The sequence below is a fragment of the Novosphingobium sp. FSW06-99 genome, assembly GCF_001519065.1.
Taxonomy (GTDB): Bacteria; Pseudomonadota; Alphaproteobacteria; order Sphingomonadales; family Sphingomonadaceae; genus Novosphingobium.
On sequence record NZ_KQ954269.1, the window covers coordinates 24383 to 43680 of the forward strand.

A 19298-nucleotide genomic window follows, 5' to 3' on the forward strand; every position below is an offset into this window, starting at 1 on the left:
CGTCGACGCGGGAAATTTCAGTTGCATTCCGCAACGGACAAACTTAAGTCTTGATTCGCAACCGAACACCCCCCTCTCCAGCGGACGCCCTTACCAACCACCTTTTTGGGCACGCTGATCCTGGCCCCCGGATGATCCCTGGTTCATCCGGGGGCCTTTTCGTCGGCGCGCAGCACGGGTATGGCGCCGCATGATGCGCAATATGTTCTCATCGATCGTGCCGCTGTTGATGGGCCTGTTGCTGTGCGCCGAAACCCGGCCGGCCGTGCCGGTTGTGCCCGCGCTGACCGAACGCCACCATCACGATCTGCGCTGCGCGGCGGCGTTTGCGGTGGTTGCCGTGGCACAGACGCGGGGCGATGCGGCTGCGCTGGCGCTGCCGCCGCTGGGGATTCGCGGCAAGCACTACATGGGCCAGGTGGGCGAACGCGTGGCCGCCGAAACCGGGTTGAGCGGCGAAGCGGTGCACGATCTGCTGATCGAGGCCGCCCGGATCGTGACGCACGATGGCGCAACGACGGTGGCGGTGGCCTGTCTGGGCGATCTGGATGGCGCAGTGCCGCCACGCCCCGCGCCCGATGCGGTGGCCTGCCTGGGCTTGCTGGGGGTCTATGCCGATGTGCTGGCCACGCGCGATGGCGACAGCGCGCTGGCGCGCACGCTGGCGCGTGAATCCGCGCGGCTTGGCCCGGCGGCACACGGGCTGCTGGTCGCGCGCGGACTTGACGATGCCGGACAAGCTGCCGCGATCGATCGCCAGCGCGCATTGGCGCGCGAGGCGCTGAACGGTGGCCCCGCCAGCATCGATGCCGACGATTTTGCGCTGTGTCGCAAGCTGGCCGAGGCCGCGCCTGGTTGAACCGCGTACCCGGCAGACCCAGATAACACGCAGATCCCAACGAAAGACCCCGACCATGACCGACAAGATCACCCTGACCGATCGTGAATGGCGCGAACGGCTGACCCCTGAACAGTACCATGTCCTGCGCGAAGCGGGGACCGAGCGCGCGTTCACCGGCAAGTACGACAAGAACAAGGCGCCAGGCGATTATTTCTGTGCCGGATGCGGCGCGCCGCTGTTCGAATCCGACACCAAGTTCGACAGCGGCTGCGGCTGGCCCAGCTTTACCGCGCCCGCGCAAGACCAGGCGGTGACCGAATTGACCGACACTACGCACGGAATGATCCGCACCGAAGTGCGCTGCGCCCGGTGTGACGGCCATCTCGGCCACGTCTTTCCCGACGGCCCGGCGCCGACCGGCCTGCGCTATTGCATGAACAGCGCGGCGCTGGATTTCACGCCCAAGGATTGAACTTTGCCCACGGCTTTCGCACGGGGCGCCAAAACTTGGCCATTAACCCTGCGTTACACTTGGTCTATGCATGGCGCGCTGCGGCGCGCGCCTGCGCCCGGAATTTAAGGGAACGATACCAGTCTGATGGCCCCAAGGGACAATTCCCGTCGCCGCAAATCCGGTGGCGAAGGCCCGCGCAGCGGCTCGTTTCTGGGCCGGCTGGTAAAAGGGCTGGTGATCTGGAGCTGTGCGGTGGTCCTGCTCGCCGCGATCGGGCTGACCGCTGCCGTGCTGGTCACCGCGCGCTCGTTGCCCAGCTATGACCGGCTGAAATCGAGCCAGACCGGGCACATGATCGTGGTGCGCGCGGACGACGGGTCGGAAATCGTCACGTTGGGGCCCAGCTACGGCAAGTGGATCCCGATCAGCCGCATGCCCAGGGTCATGCAGGATGCGATGATTTCGGTCGAAGACCGCCGGTTTCACGACCATTGGGGCGTCGATCCGATCGGCATCGCCCGATCGGTGATGGTGCGCGTGCAAAAAGGCCACTGGCGCCAGGGCGGTTCGACCATCACCCAGCAATTGGCGCGCAACACGTTCCTCAATTCCAGCCGCACGTTCGATCGCAAGATCCGCGAGATCGTGATCGCGCTGGCGCTCGAGACCAAGTTCAGCAAGGACCAGATCCTCGAGCTCTATCTCAACAAAGTCTATTTCGGCGGCGGTGCCTATGGCGTCGATTCGGCCGCACGCAAGTTCTTTGGCCATTCGGGCGAACAGTTGAGCCTGGGCGAAGCCTCGATCATCGCCGGGCTGGTCAAGGCCCCGTCGCACTATTCGCCCACCGCCGACGCCAAGGCCGCGGTCGATCGCGCGCAAGTCGTGCTGGAAACCATGGAAGACGCCGGCGCGATCACCCCCGCCGAGGAAAAGGCGGTCGATCTCAAGAGCGTGAAGATGGCCGAAGAAGCGGGCCAGAATTCGGCGCGCTATTTCACCGACTGGGTGCTGCCGCAGCTCGACCAGATCCTGCCCGACAACGATCAGCAGATCGAGGTGTGGACCACGCTCGACCCCGCCGCGCAACGCGCCGCGACCGAGGCGATCCAGACCAATGCGCCCAAGGGCGCGCAAGGCGCGCTGGTCAGCGTCGATCGCGATGGCGCGGTGCTGGCGATGGTCGGCGGCACCGACTACGTGACCTCGAACTACAACCGCGCCACCAACGCCGTGCGCCAGCCGGGTTCGTCGTGGAAACTGTTTGTCTATCTGGCCGCGCTGGAGGCGGGGTACAAACCCGATGACAAAGTGGTCGACGAACCGGTGACCATCGATGGCTGGACCCCGCGCGATTCGGGCGGGAAATATGCCGGGCAGATCGACGTGCGCACCGCCTTTGCCTATTCAAAGAACACCGTCGCGGCGCAATTGGGCAACGAAGTCGGGTTTGGCGCAGTGGCCAATATGGCACGCCGGTTCGGCATCAGCACGCCGATCAACACGCTGCCCTCGATGGTGCTGGGCACCAACGACGTGCGCATGCTCGACATGGTCCGCGCGTTTTCCGAAATTTCAGCCAAGGGCGCCACGGTGATCCCCTATGGCATCCGCAAGGTGACCACGACCGAGGGCGAAGTGTTGTACAGCCATCGCCCCGATCCCGCCCAGCAACTCGTGCCCGACTATGTTGCGGCGGGCATCACCGACTTGTTGCAGACCGCTGTCGCCATCGGCACCGGGCGCGCCGCACAGATCGGCCGCCCGGTGGCGGGCAAGACCGGCACCACGTCATCGAACAAGGACGGCTGGTTCCTGGGCTTTTCGAGCGGAATCACCACCGGCGTGTGGATGGGCCGCGATGACGCAAAGCCGGTTCCCGGCCTGCAAGGCGGCACCGCGCCTGCGCGCGCGTTTGCCGCCTATATGCGCGTGGCGACCGCCAAGCGTCCGCCCGAAAAGTTCCAGACCGAGCTGAAACTGCCGACCCAGCAGCTCGAACCCGATGACGAAACGCTGCAGAACAATCCCGACAGCTATTTCTACGTCGATCCCAACGGCAACATCGCCAATCACCAGGGCGCCGACGGCACGGCGGTGGCGCCCGCCCCGGCGCGTCCGCGCGACGATACCACGCCAGTGCAGGAAGACGGGGGCGCCGCCGCCAACGATGATTTCCTCGACCGCGCGACCGGGCGCCCCGCCGGTTCGGCGCATCGCCCGCCCCCCACGGGCCGGGCGACACCGCATCCGAACTGAGGCGCGTTACGCCCAGCCGAGCTGCTTCAGCGCCCAGCCATCGTTCCATACTTTGGTCATGTGGCTGACTTTGCCGTCGGTGAAGCGGATCACATAGACATAGTCCGACTGCGCCGCCTGTCCGGTGGCGGGCACCGGCCCGCCAGATGCGGTGTGCGTTCCGGTAAATACCGCCGCGGCAACCACCGTCTGACGCGGCAGGTCTTCGGCAAAGGCGGTCAGTTCATAGGCTCCGTCGGGCAGGATACCCAACAGCGCCTTCATCCATTCGGCATAGTCGGCCAGCGTCGCGATCTCGGCAATCGCGCCCGCCTGCGCGCTGAACGTCGCATCGGCGTGGGCAAACGGGGCAATCCCCGCCGCACCCTGCCCCGTCTCGCATGCCTCGAAAAACGCCTGCGCCGCCACGATATTGCTCGTCATGCCATGCCTCCCCTGGCCAGTCGCGGCCCGGTTGGCAGGCTATGCGCGGCACACCGGGCCGACAAGGTGCACACTCGGGCCGATGCCAACAAGGAAAGGGCGGTGCCGGATTGTCCGGCACCGCCCTTTCCTTGTCATCCAACCGGACCTGCCGCTCAGTGCAGGCGGATCGGGAAGTAGAACGGGGGCTGGCCGCGACGCTGGATGCGCAGCAGGACTGCCTCGCGGTTTTCGGCCTTGGCCTGTTTGACCACCGCATCAAGTTCGGCGCTGGTGGTGATCGGCTTGTAATTGGCCGACAGCACGATGTCGCCACGCTGCAGGCCCTTGGCCGCGGCGTCGCTCGATTCATCGACTTCGGTGATGACCACGCCATGCACTTCCTCGCCCACGCCCAACTGGCGTGCGATCTGCGGGGTCACCGGGATAACCGCAACGCCCAGCGCCTGCTGGATCGACGGACCCGCATGGTGCGCATTGCCGTTGCTGTTGGGACCAAAGTCTTCGTCGCCGTTCTGGTCGGGATCGAAGCTCTGTTTGGCCAGTTCCTCTTCGCTCGGCCGTTTCCCGACCAGCGCGCTCAAGGTCATCTGCTGGCTGTTGCGAATGATCACGATCGCCACGTGCTTGCCCGGCGCGGTGTTGGCGACGATATAGGACAGCGACTGTTCGGGGGTCACATCCTTCCCATCGACGCTCAGCACGACGTCACCCGCCTGCAACCCGGCCTTGGCCGCGCCCTGGCCCGGTTCGACAGCCTGGATGAATTCGCCGCGCTTTTTGGCAAGACCCAGCGATGCCGCCAGATCGTCAGACAGCGGCTGGATGCGCACACCCAGATAACCGCGTTCGATCGCCACACCCTTGATCAGCTTGTCGACGATCGGCGCGGCGGTGTCGGCGGGGATCGCAAAGCCGATCCCCACGCTGCCGCCGGTCGGCGAAAAGATCGCGTTGTTGATGCCGATCACGTTGCCGTGCATGTCGAACATCGGCCCGCCCGAATTGCCGCGGTTGATCGACGCATCGGTCTGCAGATAACGGTCATAGGCCGATCCGGTGCCGGTGTTGCGATAGACCGCCGAAATGATCCCCTGCGTCACCGTGCCGCCCAGGCCGAACGGATTGCCGATGGCGATCACCCAATCACCCACCCGCGCATGACGCGAATCGCCGAACTTCACGAACGGAAACGGCTTGGTTCCGGTGATCTTGAGCACCGCCAGGTCCGACGCGGCATCCTTGCCGACCAGCTTGGCCGGATAATCGGTGCCGTCGGTCATCGTCACGGTGATCGATTCGACTTCACCCTGCCCTTCGGCGGTGATCACGTGGTTGTTGGTGACGATATAGCCGTCCGACGAAATCAGAAAGCCCGACCCCAGCGACTGCGCCTCGCGCGTCTGCGATCCGCCGCCACCGCCCTGGCCACCGAACATGTCGCCAAACGGCGTTCCGGCAAACGGGTTCTGGGCCTGCACCTTGACTCGCTGGCGCGTGGAAATGTTGACCACCGCCGGTTGCAGCAACTGGGTCAGATCGGCAAAGCTGGCCGGGGCACCGGCGCGGGGCACCACGGCCTCGATGGCTGCACTGTCGTTCTGGGCAACCTGCGCGCCGGCGGGAAAACCGGTCGCCAGGGTCAGCGCGCTGCCGGCGAGGAGCAGCGCCGTTGTAACTCCATAAGCGTATCGCACGTGGCCAAGTCCTCTTTTCATCATTCCGACCGGGTCGGGTTATCGAATCCGCCCCCGTCGAAGCCTTCAAATCACTTCTCCCGCATGAACGGGATTTGAATGCTATTTGCCGCGGAACTGTCGTAAATAGGCATTGTCGGGCGACAGGACGATTGTCGTCTTGCTGCCTTTTTGTGCAAAAGTTGCATCATAGCTTTGCATGGCGCGGTAAAAATCATGGAATTGCGGGTCTTTGCCGAAACTGGCGGCATAGATTTGCCCGGCACGTGCTTCAGCATCGGCGCGGATCAACTGCGCGTTGCGATGGCCTTGCGCGGCCACGGTGGCGGCATCGGCGTCGGCACTGGCGGTCATCCGCGCATAGGCTGCATCGAGCGGGGCCCCGTCGGGCAGCGCCACGCGCGCCAGCCGCAGATCGACCACGCCGATGCCATACCCCGCCAGTTCGCGCTCGAACGCCGTACGCAAGGCCGCCAGGTTCTGCCCGCGCGCCAGCGCCAGCGTGTCGGTCAGGCTGGCCTGGCCGATATTCTGCCGCACCACGGCGGACAGGATCGCGCGCAAGGCGTCCCCCGCATGATCGGGCGTGCCCAGCGCCTGATAGAACCGCACCGGGTCGGTCACCCGCCAGGTGACATAGGCATCGATCGCCAGCGGTTGACCGTCACGCGTGGTGATCCGGTCATCCTCGGCAGTCACCGTCATCAACCGGCGGTCGAGCCAGACCACGTGTTCGACCAGCGGCAGCCGCCAGGCCAGCCCGGCGCCGCCCGCCGCCGCGCCCCAGCCGTTGATGACCCGCACCGGCTGACCAAACCGCAGCACCAGCGCGGCACGACTATCGGGCACCGGCATGGCCACAGCCAGAGCCAGCGCGATCGCCGCACCGGCCCCGCAAGCCAGCGCGATCAGGCGGCGCCAATCGGCGGACAGACGCTCAGCGACCATTGCCCGCCCTTGCTGCGCCAGACGCCGCCTCACCGGGCGGTGCGGACAACGGCGGCAGCGTGGTGACCGTGCCCGGCGCATCGACGATCACCTTGTCGCTTTGCCCCAGCACGCGCTCCATCGTGGCGTAATACATCTCGCGCCGGGTCACATCGGGTGCCTGGCGATATTGCGCATAGAGCCGGTCGAACGCGCCCGCTTCGCCCTCTGCATGCACGATCAACTGCTGCGACCAGCTATGCGCCTCGGTCGCTTCGTTGGCGGCATCGTTGCGCGCGCTTGCCACCGCGCGCAAGGCATCGGCCACCCGCGCGGGCGGATCGGCGCGGCGGATGTCGATACCATCGATGGCAATCCCGGCCCGGTCACGATCGAGCAGCGCCTGCAACCGGCGCGCCGCCTCATGCCCCAATGCATCGTGCCCGCCGCCCATCAGTGTGGCGAAATCCACCCCCGCCACCGCCGCACGCATGGCGGTTTCGGCGCCCAGCCGCAAAGTCGCGTCGGGATCGGCCAGATCGAGATCGTGGCGGCGCAGATCGCCGATCCGCCAGCGCACGTCATAGGCCACATCGATCACACTGCCATCGCGTGTCAGCATCAGGTGCTCGCCATCGCCGTCGGGCATGGCAAGATGGCGCACACTGGTCACATCGGTGACATGCGCAGCGCCGATCGGCCAGGGCCAACTGAGCGCCAGACCGGGCCCGAGCGTGGGGCCGGAGGCACCGAATGTTGCCACGATCGCCTGGTCGTGCGGCCCGACCGGATGGAGCGTGGTGGTGCCCAGCCACGCCAGCACCAGCGCCCCGCCCAGCCAGCGCAGCCACACCCTGGGCGGCGGCGGGCTGACCTGCGGCAGAACGGTGCGACCCAACTGACCCAACCGGCCCAGCGCGGCGATGCCCGACCCCGGTGTCACTGCCGGGCGGGCAGGGCGCCGCGCGGCCCGCTTGGGCCGGGAATGGTGCCAGGGATTGTCGGCGCGGGGTTCCGGTTTGGCCGGTACAGCAGGCTCGGTGGCAGGCGGTTCCTCGCCCGTGGCGGCAGGCTCTGCCTCGCGCGCAGCAGACGCGGCTTCGGGCCCTGTCCAAGGGCTGTCCTGTCTGGCCACACCAACCCGCCCGTCATTCGCCGGGCCGGTGGTCGCCTCACCCCTGTCAAGACCACTCATGCATGGGGTTATAGGATCGTTCGTTCAGAAAAACAGGTCTCGTTCCCATTTTTCCTTTGCTAGGGAGGCTCCCCAACGGGCGGATGTGCCACAACAGGACCGGAACAAGACAATGACCGAGACGACAGCGCTGGAACTGGCCTTGCGTGCCGTGGCCGGCGCGCGCGTGCAGGCGGTGCGGATGGCCGCCGATGGATCTGCAAGCGTGGTGGTCGATGCCGAAGGGCTCGACGATGCCGCGCGCAAGACGCTGGAAACCCGCCTGACCGAGGCCGCCACCGGCGCGGGCGCATACCCGCTGCGCGTGGCGATGTCGGCATCGCGACGGCGGCGGCGGATCATCGCGGTGGGCTCGGGCAAGGGCGGCGTGGGCAAATCGACGCTGTCGGCCAATCTGGCGATCGCGCTGCATCGGCTGGGACGTCCGACCGGGCTGGTCGATGCCGATATCTATGGCCCGTCGCAGGCGCGGCTGTTTGCCACCGAGGACCAGCGTCCCGAAGCAAAGGACAAGCAACTGATCCCGGTGATGAGCCGGTTTGGCGTGCCGATGCTGTCGATGGCGCATCTCGTGCGCCCCGGTCAGCCGATTGCCTGGCGCGGGCCGATGGCGGGCAATGCGCTGGGCCAGTTGATCGAGGCCGATTGGGGCGCCACCGACCTGATCGTGGTCGATCTGCCCCCCGGCACCGGCGATGTGCAACTGACCATGCTGCAGAAATACAAACCGGCGGGCGCGGTGATCGTGTCGACCCCGCAGGATCTGGCGCTGATCGACGCCACGCGCGCGGTCGGCCTGTTCGAACAGGGGCAGGTGCCGCTGATCGGCATGGTAGAAAACATGGCCGGCTATCTGTGCCCGCATTGCGGCCAGACCAGCGAACCGTTTGGCCATGGCGGGGCCGAAGCGGCGGGGCAGGACATGGGCCTGCCGTTCCTCGGGCGCATTCCGCTGGCGCTCGCGATCCGGCAGGGCAGCGATGCGGGCGAACCCCCGGCGGCCGGCGAAGGCCCGCTGGCCGAGGCCTATCTGGCGATCGCGCGGCAGATCGGCGCCTGGCTGGACCGCACCGCCTGATGGCACTGACCGACCGGCTTGCCCCGTTGAGCCGCCGCGCCGTGCTGATCGGCGCGGGCGGTGCGGGTGCGCTGGTGGTCGGGCTGGCGGTGGTGCCACGCCATTTTCGTGCGCCGTTGGTGGCAGGCGACCACGAACAGGTGTTTGACGGGCTGATTCGCCTGGCGCGCGACGGCACGGTCAGCGTGGCGGTTCCGGCAACCGAGCTGGGCCAGGGCGTGACCACGCTGGCCGCGCAGATCGTCGCGGTCGAACTGGGCGCGGACTGGCGCAAGGTCGGGGTCGAACCCGCCCCGCTCAGCCCGTTCTATGCCGATCCGGTGATCGCTGCAGAATGGGCAGCGATGTGGATGCCGCGCATGGTGGCCGGGGCGCCGTGGATCGGCGGCGCGCTTGACGACCTGCTCGCCGGATCGCCGCGCGACGCGCTGACGCGGTATCAGGCCGATCGCGTGCCGGTGCTGATGACCGCCTGCGGCACCACGCTGGCGGTGTTCGAACCGCGCCTGCGGCTGGCCGCCGCCGCCTTGCGCCAGGCGCTGATTGCGGCAGGCGCGGCGGCACTGGGGGTGGACCCGGCACAATGCGACACGCATGGCCACTTTGTCGTGTGCGGGCGCCAACGGATCGCCTTCAACCGGCTGATCGACGACGCGCTGGGCCCGGTGAGCCCGGTGCTGCGCTCCGCCCCGGCGCGCGAGGATGGCGACGCCACGGGGGGCCACACGGTTGCACCCGATTTCCCGCGTCTGGATCTGCCCGCCAAAGTCGATGGCAGTCTGGTGTTTGCCGCCGATGTGCGGTTGCCCGGCATGGTCCACGCCGCCATCGCGCAGGGGCCGCAGGGGCATTGCCGTCTGTCGAGCCACGATGCCGATGCCGCGCGCAACATTCCCGGCATGATCGCGGTGGTGACCGCCGATCGCTGGCTGGCCGCCGTGGCCACCCACTGGCACGCCGCCGACCGCGCGCTGACGGCAATGGAGCCGCGCTTTCGCATCGATCCGCACCATGGCCACGTGGTCGACAGCACGGCGTGCGAGGCGGCGCTCGACGCCGCCCTGCACCACGGCAGCGCCAGCCGGATTGGCGCAGCGGGCGATCCCGATGCCGTGCTGATCCACCCCGCGCTGACCGCGCGCTACGAAGCCGAACCCGCGCTCCACGCCCCGCTCGAACCGGCCAGCGCGACCGCGCGGCTGACCAACGGGCGGCTGGAACTGTGGATCGCAACGCAGGCCCCCGAAGCCGCCGCCCATGCTGCCGCGCGCGGCGCCGCGGTCGCGCGCGGCGCGGTCACGGTCTATCCGCTGCCCGCCGGGGGCAGCTTTGACGCGCGGCTCGACACGCGAATTGCCGAACAGGTCGCGGTGATCGCGCGGCAGGTTGCCCGGCCGGTACAATTGACATGGTCCCGCTGGCAGGAAACGCTAGGCGCTTATCCCCGCGCCCCGGTCAGCGCCACCATGAGCGCCGCGTTCGATCCGGCGAAGGCGCGGCTGATCGGCTGGCGCGCGCGCATCGCCACACCATCGAGCGGGATCGAAACCGGCGCACGGCTGTTCGGCGGCCAGGATGCCCAGAGCGCGCAGGACCATGCGGCGGGCGCCGCCGATCCGCTGGCGCTGGCGGGCGCGCTGCCGGTCTATGCCATTCCCGAGCGCGCAGCCGACCATGTGCCGGTGGCGATCAGCCTGCCGACCGGACGGATGCGCGGCGGGGCGCATGGCTATACGGCGTTCTTTACCGAAAGCTTCCTCGACGAATGCGCGCATTTTGCAGGCGCCGAACCCTTGTCATTCCGGGTGGCGATGCTCGGCGATCAACCGCGCCTGGTCGCCTGCCTGGAAGGGGCGGCGCATCTGGCAATGTGGGGCGGCGGGGGCGGTGGATCGGGGCAGGGCATTGCCTGCCACACCATGACACTGGCCGCGCCCGAAGGCGCGCGCGCGGGCCATATCGCGGTGGTCGCCACCGCCCGCGCGGCGGCGGGCGCGATTCGCGTCGAAAGCCTGTCGGCCTATTGCGACATCGGACGAATCATCAATCGCGACATCGCGCGCCAGCAGATCGAAGGCGGACTGCTGTTCGGACTGGCTTATGCGGTGGGGGGAAGCACGCGCTGGAACGCGGGCCTGCCGCTCGCCGGACGACTGGCCGGGCTCGGCCTGCCCGTGCTGGCCGATTGCCCCAAAATCGCGGTTGCCTTTGCACCCAGCGACGCCGAACCGTTCGACCCAGGCGAACTGGGAATGGTTGCCGTCGCGCCAGCAATCGGCAATGCACTGTTTTCTGCCAGCGGCATGCGATTTCGTCGCCTGCCACTCCTGTCTGAAGGTCTCTAACGCGTGATGCCACAAAGTGGGTACCGGTGTTTGACCAAGATCACGCGACAACAAGGATTCTGATGCCCGATCCCAATCCACCGCACTGGCCGCTCGATCATCCCCCGGTCGCCACCGGGCGCGTGGGTGTGCTGCTGGTCAATCTGGGCACTCCCGATGCCCCGGATACGCTGTCGGTCAAACGCTATCTCAAGCAGTTCCTGTCCGACCGGCGCGTGGTGGAGATTTCTCCGCTGGTGTGGCAGCCGATCCTGCGCGGGATCATCCTGAACACCCGCCCGCAGAAATCGGCCCATGCCTATGGTCAGGTGTGGACCGCCGAAGGATCACCGCTGGCCGCGATCACCAAGGCGCAGACCCGCGCGCTGGACGAACGGCTGGGCGGAGTCGCAGTGGTTCGCCATGCCATGCGCTATGGCAAACCGGCGATTGCCGAACAGCTCGACGCGCTGGTTGGCGAAGGGTGCGAACGCGTGCTGATCGCGCCGCTCTATCCACACTATTCCGCCGCCACCACCGCCAGTGTGCTCGACGATGCGGCGCGCTGGATCTTGCGCACGCGCCGCCTGCCTGCGCTGCGCACGTTGCCCGCCTATCACGATGATCCCGGCTATATCACCGCGCTGCACCGCGACTTGTCGCGGCAGATCGGCGCGCTGGAATTTGTGCCCGAACTGCTGATGCTGAGCTATCACGGCATGCCCGAACGCACGCTGCATCTGGGCGATCCCTATCACTGCCATTGCCGCAAGACGTCGCGCCTGCTGGGTGAAGCGTTTGCCGTCAGCCACCCAGACTTGCGCCTGAGCACCACGTTCCAGTCGCGGTTCGGCCGCGCCAAATGGCTCGAACCCGCAACCGATGTCACGCTGATGGCCGAAGCAAAGGCCGGAACCCGCCGCGTGGCGATCGCCGCGCCCGGTTTTTCCGCCGATTGCCTGGAAACGCTGGAGGAACTGGCAATTCGCGGCCGCGAGGAATTTCTGGGCTCGGGCGGCAGCGAATTTGCCGCACTCGATTGCCTGAACGCGGGCGAAGTGGGCATGGACTTGCTCGAAGCGCTGGTCCGGCGCGAACTGGCGGGCTGGATCTAGACCCGAAATCGACCACATTTGCACGCCGTGATTGCCTTCAGAAGCTCCGTGGCGAGAAGCAGTGCGCAGCGCGGGCGGTTGCCCCGTGCAAGCGCTGCGACGCTGCCACGGAGCTTCTGAAGGCAACCCCTTCGGGGCGGGCCGCTTTTGGCCCATCGCAGCGTCCTTCGTCGGGCACAATGTCCCCGCATTGCACCCCCCTCTATCCCGACAAGGAACGCTTTGCGTTCCGCAAAGCTTGGGGCGCTGGGCCAAAATCGGCTCCGTCACGGTGTGCAAATGTGGTTGATTTCGGGTCTAAACGGGCTCGTAGGCCAGCCGCACCGTTTCCGGCCCGATCCGGTCGCTGCCGATCACGCGCAGCGGCGGCGGCGATCCGGCGAAGAACGGTGTGCCGTGCCCCATCACGACAGGATGATAATAGAGCCGGTATTCATCGATCAGGCCCAGATCGCCCAGGCTCTGCGCAATAGCCGGCCCGGAAACCGACAATTCGCCGTCATTCCCGGCCTTCAGCGCGCGGATCGCGGTCTCCAGATCCCCGGTCAGCAGGGTCGCATTGGGGCCGACCGCGGCGAGCGTGCGCGACACCACCCATTTGCGCTGACGCCGCCACACCGCGGCATAGGCCCGTTCCTGATCGCCCCAGCCGGGCTGATCCTCGTCCCAATATTGCATGATCTGGTAGACGTGGCGGCCATAGATACAGCCGGCAAGGCTGGCGACATAGTCGGTCCAATGCGCAAACAGCGCGGCATCGGGCCGCATGCGCAGATGATCGACATAGCCGTCGAGCGACAGGTTCATGGCGTAGACGAGCATTGCCATCCGGCAGCCTTCCGCTTCGCGTGCGGATCAGATTACCGCGAACCGGTCCAGGGTTGCAACTGGCATCCCCAGCCATCGTGGAATGTTGCGGTCTGGCTGGCCAGCAGAGGATAGCTGGCGGTAACGCTGCGCGTGGCGGGGTCTTCGCTCAGGCTGGCCCAGGCGGTCTGGCGTTCGAGGTCCTTGTGGCAATCGGCCAGGCTGCGCCCGCCGATATAGCGGCACGAACAGGCGACCCGCGCGCCATAGGCTGCGCCGGTCACCGCATAGCGCCGGGCCGGGGCCCACACCCACGCCAGCGCGGCGATCACCACCACCGCCAGCAGCAGTGCCAGCGCCTGCGGCCAGCGGCGGGGACGCGGTTGCCGCGAAGAAGCTTGGTCGGTGGTTGTATTTGTCATTGCCCGCCGGATCGATCTGCCTGAAAGGTCGGCAACGATGATTCCCGACCGTCTTGCCTTTATCGCCCCGCTCGCGCTCGTGCCAGCGTTGATCGGTTGCCATCCCGCACCGGTGGCCACCCCGTTGTCGGCCGCCGCGCTGTCGGCGGTGGTGGCCGATCCCGGCGACACCACGCGTGCCGATCTGGCGCAGGCGATCGACCCGCTGTTCACCGCGCCCGATGCGGGCGAAACCCGCGCGGTGGTGGTGTGGCACGACGGCAAACTGGTCGCTGAACGCTATGCCCCCGGCTATGACCGCAACACCCGCTTCATCAGTTGGTCGATGGCCAAATCGGTGACCGGGGTGCTGATCGGCATGCTGGTGTCCGACGGCCGGCTGCGGCTCGACGATTCGGTGCCGATCCCGCTGTGGCAGCGCCCCGGCGACCCGCGTGGCGAAATCACCCTGCGACAACTGTTGCAGATGCGTTCAGGCCTGCACCATGTCGAAGGCGGCGATCCGCCGTACCAGTCGGACGAAGTGCGCATGCTGTTCCTCGACGGGCGCGACGACATGGCGCGCTATGCCGAGGCGCAGCCCCTGGAATATGACGCCGGCAGCAAATGGGTCTATTCGACCAACACCGCGGTGATCCTGGCCGATCTGGCCGCGCGCGTGCTGGCGCCGGGCGGCACGCCCGACATGCGACGGCGCGCGGTGCTCGAATATCTGCACACGCGGCTGTTCGATCCGGTCGGCATGCGGTCGGCCACGCCCGAATTCGACGCCGCCGGGACGATGGTCGGGGGCAGCGCGATCCACGCCACCGCGCGCGAATGGGCGCTGTTCGGCGAATTCCTGCGCCATCGCGGCGAAGCGGGCGGGGTGCAATTGGTGCCACGCCAGTGGATCGAATTCATGACCACGCCCTCTCCGCGCGAGGCGCAATATGGCGCGCAGATCTGGCTCAATCGCCGCCCGACCACCGGTGGCGCCTCGCTGTTCCCCGAACGCGGCCCCGCCGACTTGTTCGCCTGCGAAGGCCATCTCGGCCAATATGTGCTGGTGTCCCCCTCGCGCAAGCTGGTGGTGGTGCGCCTGGGCATGACGCCCGAGGATCACCTCGACAAAGTGACGGCGAAGCTGGGCGATATTGTGGGGTTGTTCGGATAGCGGCCTACCCCCTGGGACGTCCCTGTGCCAGCACGGCGGTGCTTTCGGTCAACAGGTCGGGCGCGCCCAGCAGGGCCTGATCGACGTGGCCTTCGGGATCGGGGTGGATCAGGATTTCGGTGTCGGGAAACTCGCGCGCCAGCAGCGCCTCGATCTCGTCCATCACGTTGTGTGCCGCCGTCACCGTCATCGCGCCATCGACCCACACGTGGAACTGCACGAAATCGCGGTTGCCGCTGGTGCGCGTGCGCAGATCGTGAATGCCCTTCAGCGCGGGATGGCATGCCGCGACGGCCAGAAACCGCTCGCGCTTTTCCAGCGGCCATTCGTGATCCATCAACTGTTCGATCGCGTCCTGCGAAGCGCCCCACGCGCCCCAGCCCAGCCATCCGGCAATCGCCAGCGCAAACCCGGCATCGACCCCGCGCACATGCCCCCAGTGATCAAGCGCCAGCGCGGCGATCACCGCCAGGTTGAGCACCAGATCGGCGCGGTAATGCACATGGTCGGTGCTGATCGCCAGACTGCCGGTGCGGCGGATCACGTGGGTCTGATAGGTCACCAGCGCCAGCGTGGCGATGATCGCAATCGCCGACACCACGATGCCATCACCCGGATCGGCCACGCCGCCGGGCGTGAACAATTGCCCGATCGCGCGAATCGCCAGGCCAAACGCCGATAGCGAGATCAGCACGACCTGGAACATCGCCGCCAGCGCTTCGGCCTTGCCGTGGCCGAAGCGGTGGTTGTCGTCATCGGGGATCGCCGCGATCCACACCCCCAGCAGCGTCATCAGGCTGGCAATCAGATCGAGCGCCGTGTCGGCCAGACTGCCCAGCATGGCCAGCGAGCCGGTCGACAGCACCGCCCAGCCCTTTAACGCAAACAGCAGCGTCGCCACGCCGATCGAGGCCAGCGCGGCGCGACGGTTGAGCGCGCCCCGGTCCAGGCTGGTTTCCGTATTGGCGGCGTGAATCACGGTCATCATCGACCCGACGTTTACGGATAGAGCAGGGTGCTGGTCCAGTCCTGATCGCCGACACGCACAAACTGGCGCCGTTCGTGCAGCCGGAACGCGCGGTCCTGCCAGAATTCGATCCGTTCGGGCCGCACGCGATAGCCCGACCAGTGCGCCGGACGCGGCACCGCGCCATCGGGATATTGCGCGCGCAGCGCGGCCACCCGGTCGAGATAGGTTTCACGGGCATCGAGCGGACGTGACTGGTCGGACCCTGCCGAACCCAGCCGCGATTCGGGATGGCGGCTGGCGAAATAGGCGTCGGCTTCGGCCGGGGTCACTTCGCGGATCGGCCCTTCGATGCGGATCTGGCGATGCAGGCTTTTCCAGTGGAACAGCAGCGCTACGTGCGGGTTGGCCGCCAGTTCGCCGCCCTTGCGGCTGTGGAAATTGGTGTAGAACACGAAACCGTCGGGCCCGTGGCCTTTCAGCAGCACCATCCGCACCGACGGCAACCCGTCGGGTGTCGCCGTCGCCAGCGCCATCGCGTTGGGATCGCTGGGTTCGCTGACGCGCGCCGCATCAAACCAGGTCTGGAACAGGGCGAACGGATCGCCATCGGAGATGGTGTCGGCATCGGACTGGGTTTGGGACATCGGGCTGGCTTTCACTGGTTCGTTGCGGGATCGTTGTGCTGACAGACCGGGCCGGGATCGGCCATGATCGCGATCAAGTCGGGCTGTTAGCCACCTGGTAGTGCCATGCCCAGCAGGACAAGAGTGCGATCGGCCCAAGAAAAGCGCAGTCTATTCCTTGCAGGAAACGGGGTGGGGGCCTAGCTAGCAGCTTATGGCAGACCCTTATACCATCCTTGGCGTCAGTCGCAGTGCCAGCGAAAAGGACATCAAAGCGGCCTATCGGCGGCTGGCCAAAGACCTTCACCCCGATCGCAATCAGGGCAAGCCCGACGCATCCGAACGGTTTGGCGAGGTTACCCGCGCCTATGACCTGTTGTCCGACAAGGACAAGCGCGCGCAATTCGACCGTGGCGAAATCGATGGCGACGGCAACCCCGCCGCCCCGTTCGGCTTTGGCGGCGGCGGTGGTCAGGGCGGTTACCGGCACGACGGCTTCGAAGGCTTTGCCGCGCGACCCGGCGATGGCGCGGGCCCCGATCTGGGTGACTTGTTCGAAGGGCTGTTCGGCGGGCGCGGCGGCGCGGCGGGCGGGTTTGGCGGTCGGCGCGGCGCACCGCCACGCGGGGCCAACGTGGCCTATCGGCTGGTGGTACCGTTTGTCGATGCGGCCACCCGCGCACCGCAACGGATCACGCTCAAAGATGGCAAGACCATCGACCTGAAACTGCCCGCAGGGGTCGAACATGGCCAGCAGGTGCGCCTGCCCGGCAAGGGCGATGCGGGCCCGGGCGGGGCCGGTGATGCCACGGTGACCATCGAGATCGCCGCGCACGCGGTATTCGAACGCGATGGCGACAATATCCGCATCGAAGTGCCGATCACGCTCGACGAAGCGGTTGGCGGCGCGCGGATCAAGGTGCCGACGGTCGATGGGGCGGTCATACTGACGGTTGCGCCCGGCACCACCGGGGGCAAGACGCTGCGGCTCAAGGGCAAGGGTTTTTCGCGCAAGGACGGCGAACGCGGCGACCAGCTTGTAACGCTGCAGATCGATCTGCCCCCCGATGACGAAGACTTGCGCCGCCGGCTCGAAGGCTGGCACGACACGCGCAATCCACGCGCCCGCCTCGGGGTCTGAGCGATGGCGCCCGGTGACCACGCGGCCACCGGGCCCACCAGCGACATGGCAGACAATTCCTCCGGACTGTTCGGCCCGCCGGTACCCGACGTGCCCGTCACCAGCCTGTCGCCAGAGGCGCGTCGGCAACTGGCACTGCGCCTGCTCGACCAGTTCGATGCCACGCGGTTGCGCGCGCGATCGCGGCGCCGGGTGGTGCGGGTAGTGCGCCGGGTATGGGCCGGGGTGATCAACGACGGCACCATCCATGCCGGCAACTTTGCCTATATGGTTCTGATTTCGCTGTTCCCGTTCTGCATCACCGCCGCCGCGCTGTTTTCGCTGGTGGGCGAAGCAAGCGAGCGCGGCGCCGCGATCGGCACGGTGCTGGCAGCCCTGCCCCCCGATGTCGCCAGCGTGCTGGGCCCGGTGGCGCGCAAAGTGCTGGCCGCGCGTACCGGATCGCTGCTGTGGATCGGTGGCGCGGTCGGGTTGTGGACCGTGGGCAGCCTGGTTGAAACCATCCGCGACATGCTGCGCCGTGCCTATGGCACGCCGATCACCAGGGCCTATTGGGTGCGGCGGCTCGGCTCGACCGGGCTGATCATCGCCTCGGTCGTGCTGATCCTGCTGGCGATCACCGTGCAAGTCGCGCTGGGCGCCACGCTGGAGGCGCTGTTTGCGCTGGCGCCCGAATTGCACGGGTGGATTGCCGGGCTGACGCTGTCGCGATTTGCGCCCGCGCCTTTGCTGTTTGGTGCCTTGTGGGTGCTGTTTGTCAGCCTCAGCCCCGGCGCCTATGGCGCCGCGCGCTATCCCAAATGGCCGGGCGCGCTGTTTGTGACCGCATGGTGGCAAGGGATCGCCATCCTCTTGCCAAAGCTGTTGCGCTATCTTTTTACCTACGATCTGACGTACGGCAGCATGGCTGGCGTGATGATCGCGCTTTTCTTTTTCTGGCTGGTCGGCTTAGGGATGGTGATAGGAGCCGAACTTAACGCCGCGCTGGCCGAAACGCCGGAAGAGCACGATGTGGTAAGCCAGGCCGATACAATGTTGACTGATTTCAAGCGAACCGAGGGCGCATGACCGGACTGATGGAGGGAAAGCGAGGCCTGATCATGGGCCTGGCCAATGACAAGTCGCTGGCCTGGGGAATTGCCAAGCGACTGCACGAAGCAGGAGCGGAACTGGCGTTTTCGTACCAGGGCGAAGCGTTGGAAAAGCGCGTGCGTCCTCTGGCGGCAAGCCTGGGCAGCGATTTCCTGATCCCGTGCGACGTGTCCGATATGGACGCGCTGGATGCCACATTCGCCACGCTGGCCGAACGCTGGCCGACGATCGATTTCATCGTCCACGCCATCGGCTATTCGGACAAGAACCAGTTGCGCGGGCGCTATTACGACACCACGCTCGACAACTTTCTGATGACGATGAACATTTCCGCCTACAGCCTGGTGGCGGTGACCAAGCGCGCGCTGCCGCTGATGACGCAGGGCGGATCGATCCTGACGCTGACGTATTACGGCTCGGAAAAGGTCGTGCCGCATTACAACGTGATGGGCGTCGCCAAGGCCGCGCTGGAGGCCAGCGTGCGCTATCTGGCCAACGACTGCGGCCCGGCGGGCGTGCGCGTCAATGCTATTTCGGCGGGGCCGATCAAAACCCTGGCAGCCAGCGGGATCGGCGATTTCCGCTATATCCTCAAATGGAACGAGCTCAATTCGCCGCTGCGCCGCAATGTCACGATCGAGGATGTTGGCGGGTCCGGGCTCTATTTTCTGTCAGACCTGTCGTCGGGCGTGACCGGCGAAGTGCACCATGTCGATGGCGGGTATCACACCGTCGGCATGAAGCAGGAAGACGCGCCCGACATCGCGCTGGGCT

At 66.8% G+C, this 19298-nt stretch carries 18 protein-coding genes; 10 read left to right on the forward strand and 8 right to left on the reverse strand.

Translation table 11 applies throughout. The features are described from left to right. Window positions 1-202 precede the first annotated feature (202 nt). From AQZ49_RS20805 to AQZ49_RS20815, 3 genes are all read left to right on the forward strand, one after another. Entirely contained in the window at window positions 203-859 is a 657-nt protein-coding gene (locus AQZ49_RS20805) for a hypothetical protein (RefSeq protein ID WP_197411155.1), read from the forward strand. 55 nt (window positions 860-914) lie between these two features. Further along, complete coding sequence (gene msrB / locus AQZ49_RS20810) at window positions 915-1313, forward strand: peptide-methionine (R)-S-oxide reductase MsrB (protein ID WP_067620654.1); 399 nt, start codon at window positions 915-917, stop codon at window positions 1311-1313. A 126-nt stretch (window positions 1314-1439) separates the two neighbouring features. After that, window positions 1440-3554 (forward strand): transglycosylase domain-containing protein, encoded by a 2115-nt coding sequence (locus tag AQZ49_RS20815; RefSeq protein WP_067620657.1) that lies wholly within the window; start codon window positions 1440-1442, stop codon window positions 3552-3554. A gap of 6 nt (window positions 3555-3560) precedes the next feature. Here AQZ49_RS20815 and AQZ49_RS20820 read toward each other — a convergent pair whose 3' ends face one another. The 4 genes from AQZ49_RS20820 to hflK form a co-directional block, all read right to left on the reverse strand. After that, entirely contained in the window at window positions 3561-3977 is a 417-nt protein-coding gene (locus AQZ49_RS20820) for an ester cyclase (RefSeq protein ID WP_067620660.1), read from the reverse strand. Between the two features lie 155 nt (window positions 3978-4132). Then, a complete protein-coding gene (locus AQZ49_RS20825) occupies window positions 4133-5674 on the reverse strand; it encodes a Do family serine endopeptidase (RefSeq protein ID WP_231739356.1) in 1542 nt (513 codons plus the stop codon). Between the two features lie 102 nt (window positions 5675-5776). Next, entirely contained in the window at window positions 5777-6622 is an 846-nt protein-coding gene (locus AQZ49_RS20830) for an SPFH domain-containing protein (protein WP_067620662.1), read from the reverse strand. Then, complete coding sequence (gene hflK / locus AQZ49_RS20835) at window positions 6612-7796, reverse strand: protease modulator HflK (RefSeq protein ID WP_082701965.1); 1185 nt, start codon at window positions 7794-7796, stop codon at window positions 6612-6614. Before hflK ends, AQZ49_RS20830 begins: the two co-directional genes overlap by 11 nt. A gap of 112 nt (window positions 7797-7908) precedes the next feature. Between hflK and AQZ49_RS20840 the strand changes: the two genes are divergently transcribed. The 3 genes from AQZ49_RS20840 to hemH all read left to right on the forward strand — a co-directional run bounded on the left by AQZ49_RS20840 (window position 7909) and on the right by hemH (window position 12313). Next, window positions 7909-8874, forward strand: a complete 966-nt coding sequence (locus AQZ49_RS20840; protein ID WP_067620668.1) for an Mrp/NBP35 family ATP-binding protein — start codon at window positions 7909-7911, stop codon at window positions 8872-8874. Then, window positions 8874-11219: a molybdopterin cofactor-binding domain-containing protein gene (locus tag AQZ49_RS20845; protein WP_067620671.1), complete on the forward strand. Its 2346-nt coding sequence runs from the start codon at window positions 8874-8876 to the stop codon at window positions 11217-11219. Before AQZ49_RS20840 ends, AQZ49_RS20845 begins: the two co-directional genes overlap by 1 nt. A gap of 62 nt (window positions 11220-11281) precedes the next feature. Further along, entirely contained in the window at window positions 11282-12313 is a 1032-nt protein-coding gene (hemH, locus tag AQZ49_RS20850; RefSeq protein WP_067620674.1) for a ferrochelatase, read from the forward strand. A gap of 297 nt (window positions 12314-12610) precedes the next feature. On the opposite strand, the gene AQZ49_RS20855 is transcribed toward hemH, so the two are convergent. Together AQZ49_RS20855 and AQZ49_RS20860 are read right to left on the reverse strand one after the other, a co-directional pair. After that, window positions 12611-13141, reverse strand: a complete 531-nt coding sequence (locus AQZ49_RS20855; RefSeq protein ID WP_067620675.1) for a dihydrofolate reductase family protein — start codon at window positions 13139-13141, stop codon at window positions 12611-12613. Window positions 13142-13173: 32 nt separating this feature from the next. Beyond that, on the reverse strand, window positions 13174-13542 hold the full coding sequence (locus AQZ49_RS20860) for a hypothetical protein (RefSeq protein ID WP_231739357.1): 369 nt from the start codon (window positions 13540-13542) through the stop codon (window positions 13174-13176). Window positions 13543-13579: 37 nt separating this feature from the next. On the opposite strand from AQZ49_RS20860, the gene AQZ49_RS20865 reads away from it, so the two are divergent. Next, complete coding sequence (locus AQZ49_RS20865; RefSeq protein ID WP_067620677.1) at window positions 13580-14698, forward strand: serine hydrolase domain-containing protein; 1119 nt, start codon at window positions 13580-13582, stop codon at window positions 14696-14698. Between the two features lie 4 nt (window positions 14699-14702). Here AQZ49_RS20865 and AQZ49_RS20870 read toward each other — a convergent pair whose 3' ends face one another. Together AQZ49_RS20870 and pdxH are read right to left on the reverse strand one after the other, a co-directional pair. Beyond that, window positions 14703-15686 carry a cation diffusion facilitator family transporter gene (locus tag AQZ49_RS20870; protein WP_231739358.1) on the reverse strand — a complete coding sequence of 328 codons (984 nt, stop codon included), beginning with the start codon at window positions 15684-15686 and terminating at the stop codon, window positions 14703-14705. An 11-nt stretch (window positions 15687-15697) separates the two neighbouring features. Further along, a complete protein-coding gene (gene pdxH, locus AQZ49_RS20875; RefSeq protein ID WP_067620696.1) occupies window positions 15698-16312 on the reverse strand; it encodes a pyridoxamine 5'-phosphate oxidase in 615 nt (204 codons plus the stop codon). Window positions 16313-16505: 193 nt separating this feature from the next. Between pdxH and AQZ49_RS20880 the strand changes: the two genes are divergently transcribed. The 3 genes from AQZ49_RS20880 to fabI all read left to right on the forward strand — a co-directional run. Continuing rightward, window positions 16506-17432, forward strand: coding sequence for a DnaJ C-terminal domain-containing protein (locus tag AQZ49_RS20880; protein WP_067620680.1), 927 nt, complete (start codon window positions 16506-16508; stop codon window positions 17430-17432). A 3-nt stretch (window positions 17433-17435) separates the two neighbouring features. Beyond that, window positions 17436-18500 carry a YihY/virulence factor BrkB family protein gene (locus AQZ49_RS20885; protein WP_082701966.1) on the forward strand — a complete coding sequence of 355 codons (1065 nt, stop codon included), beginning with the start codon at window positions 17436-17438 and terminating at the stop codon, window positions 18498-18500. Continuing rightward, a partial coding sequence (gene fabI, locus AQZ49_RS20890) for an enoyl-ACP reductase FabI (protein ID WP_067620681.1) occupies window positions 18497-19298 on the forward strand: 802 nt, incomplete at its 3' end. The genes AQZ49_RS20885 and fabI, both read left to right, overlap by 4 nt.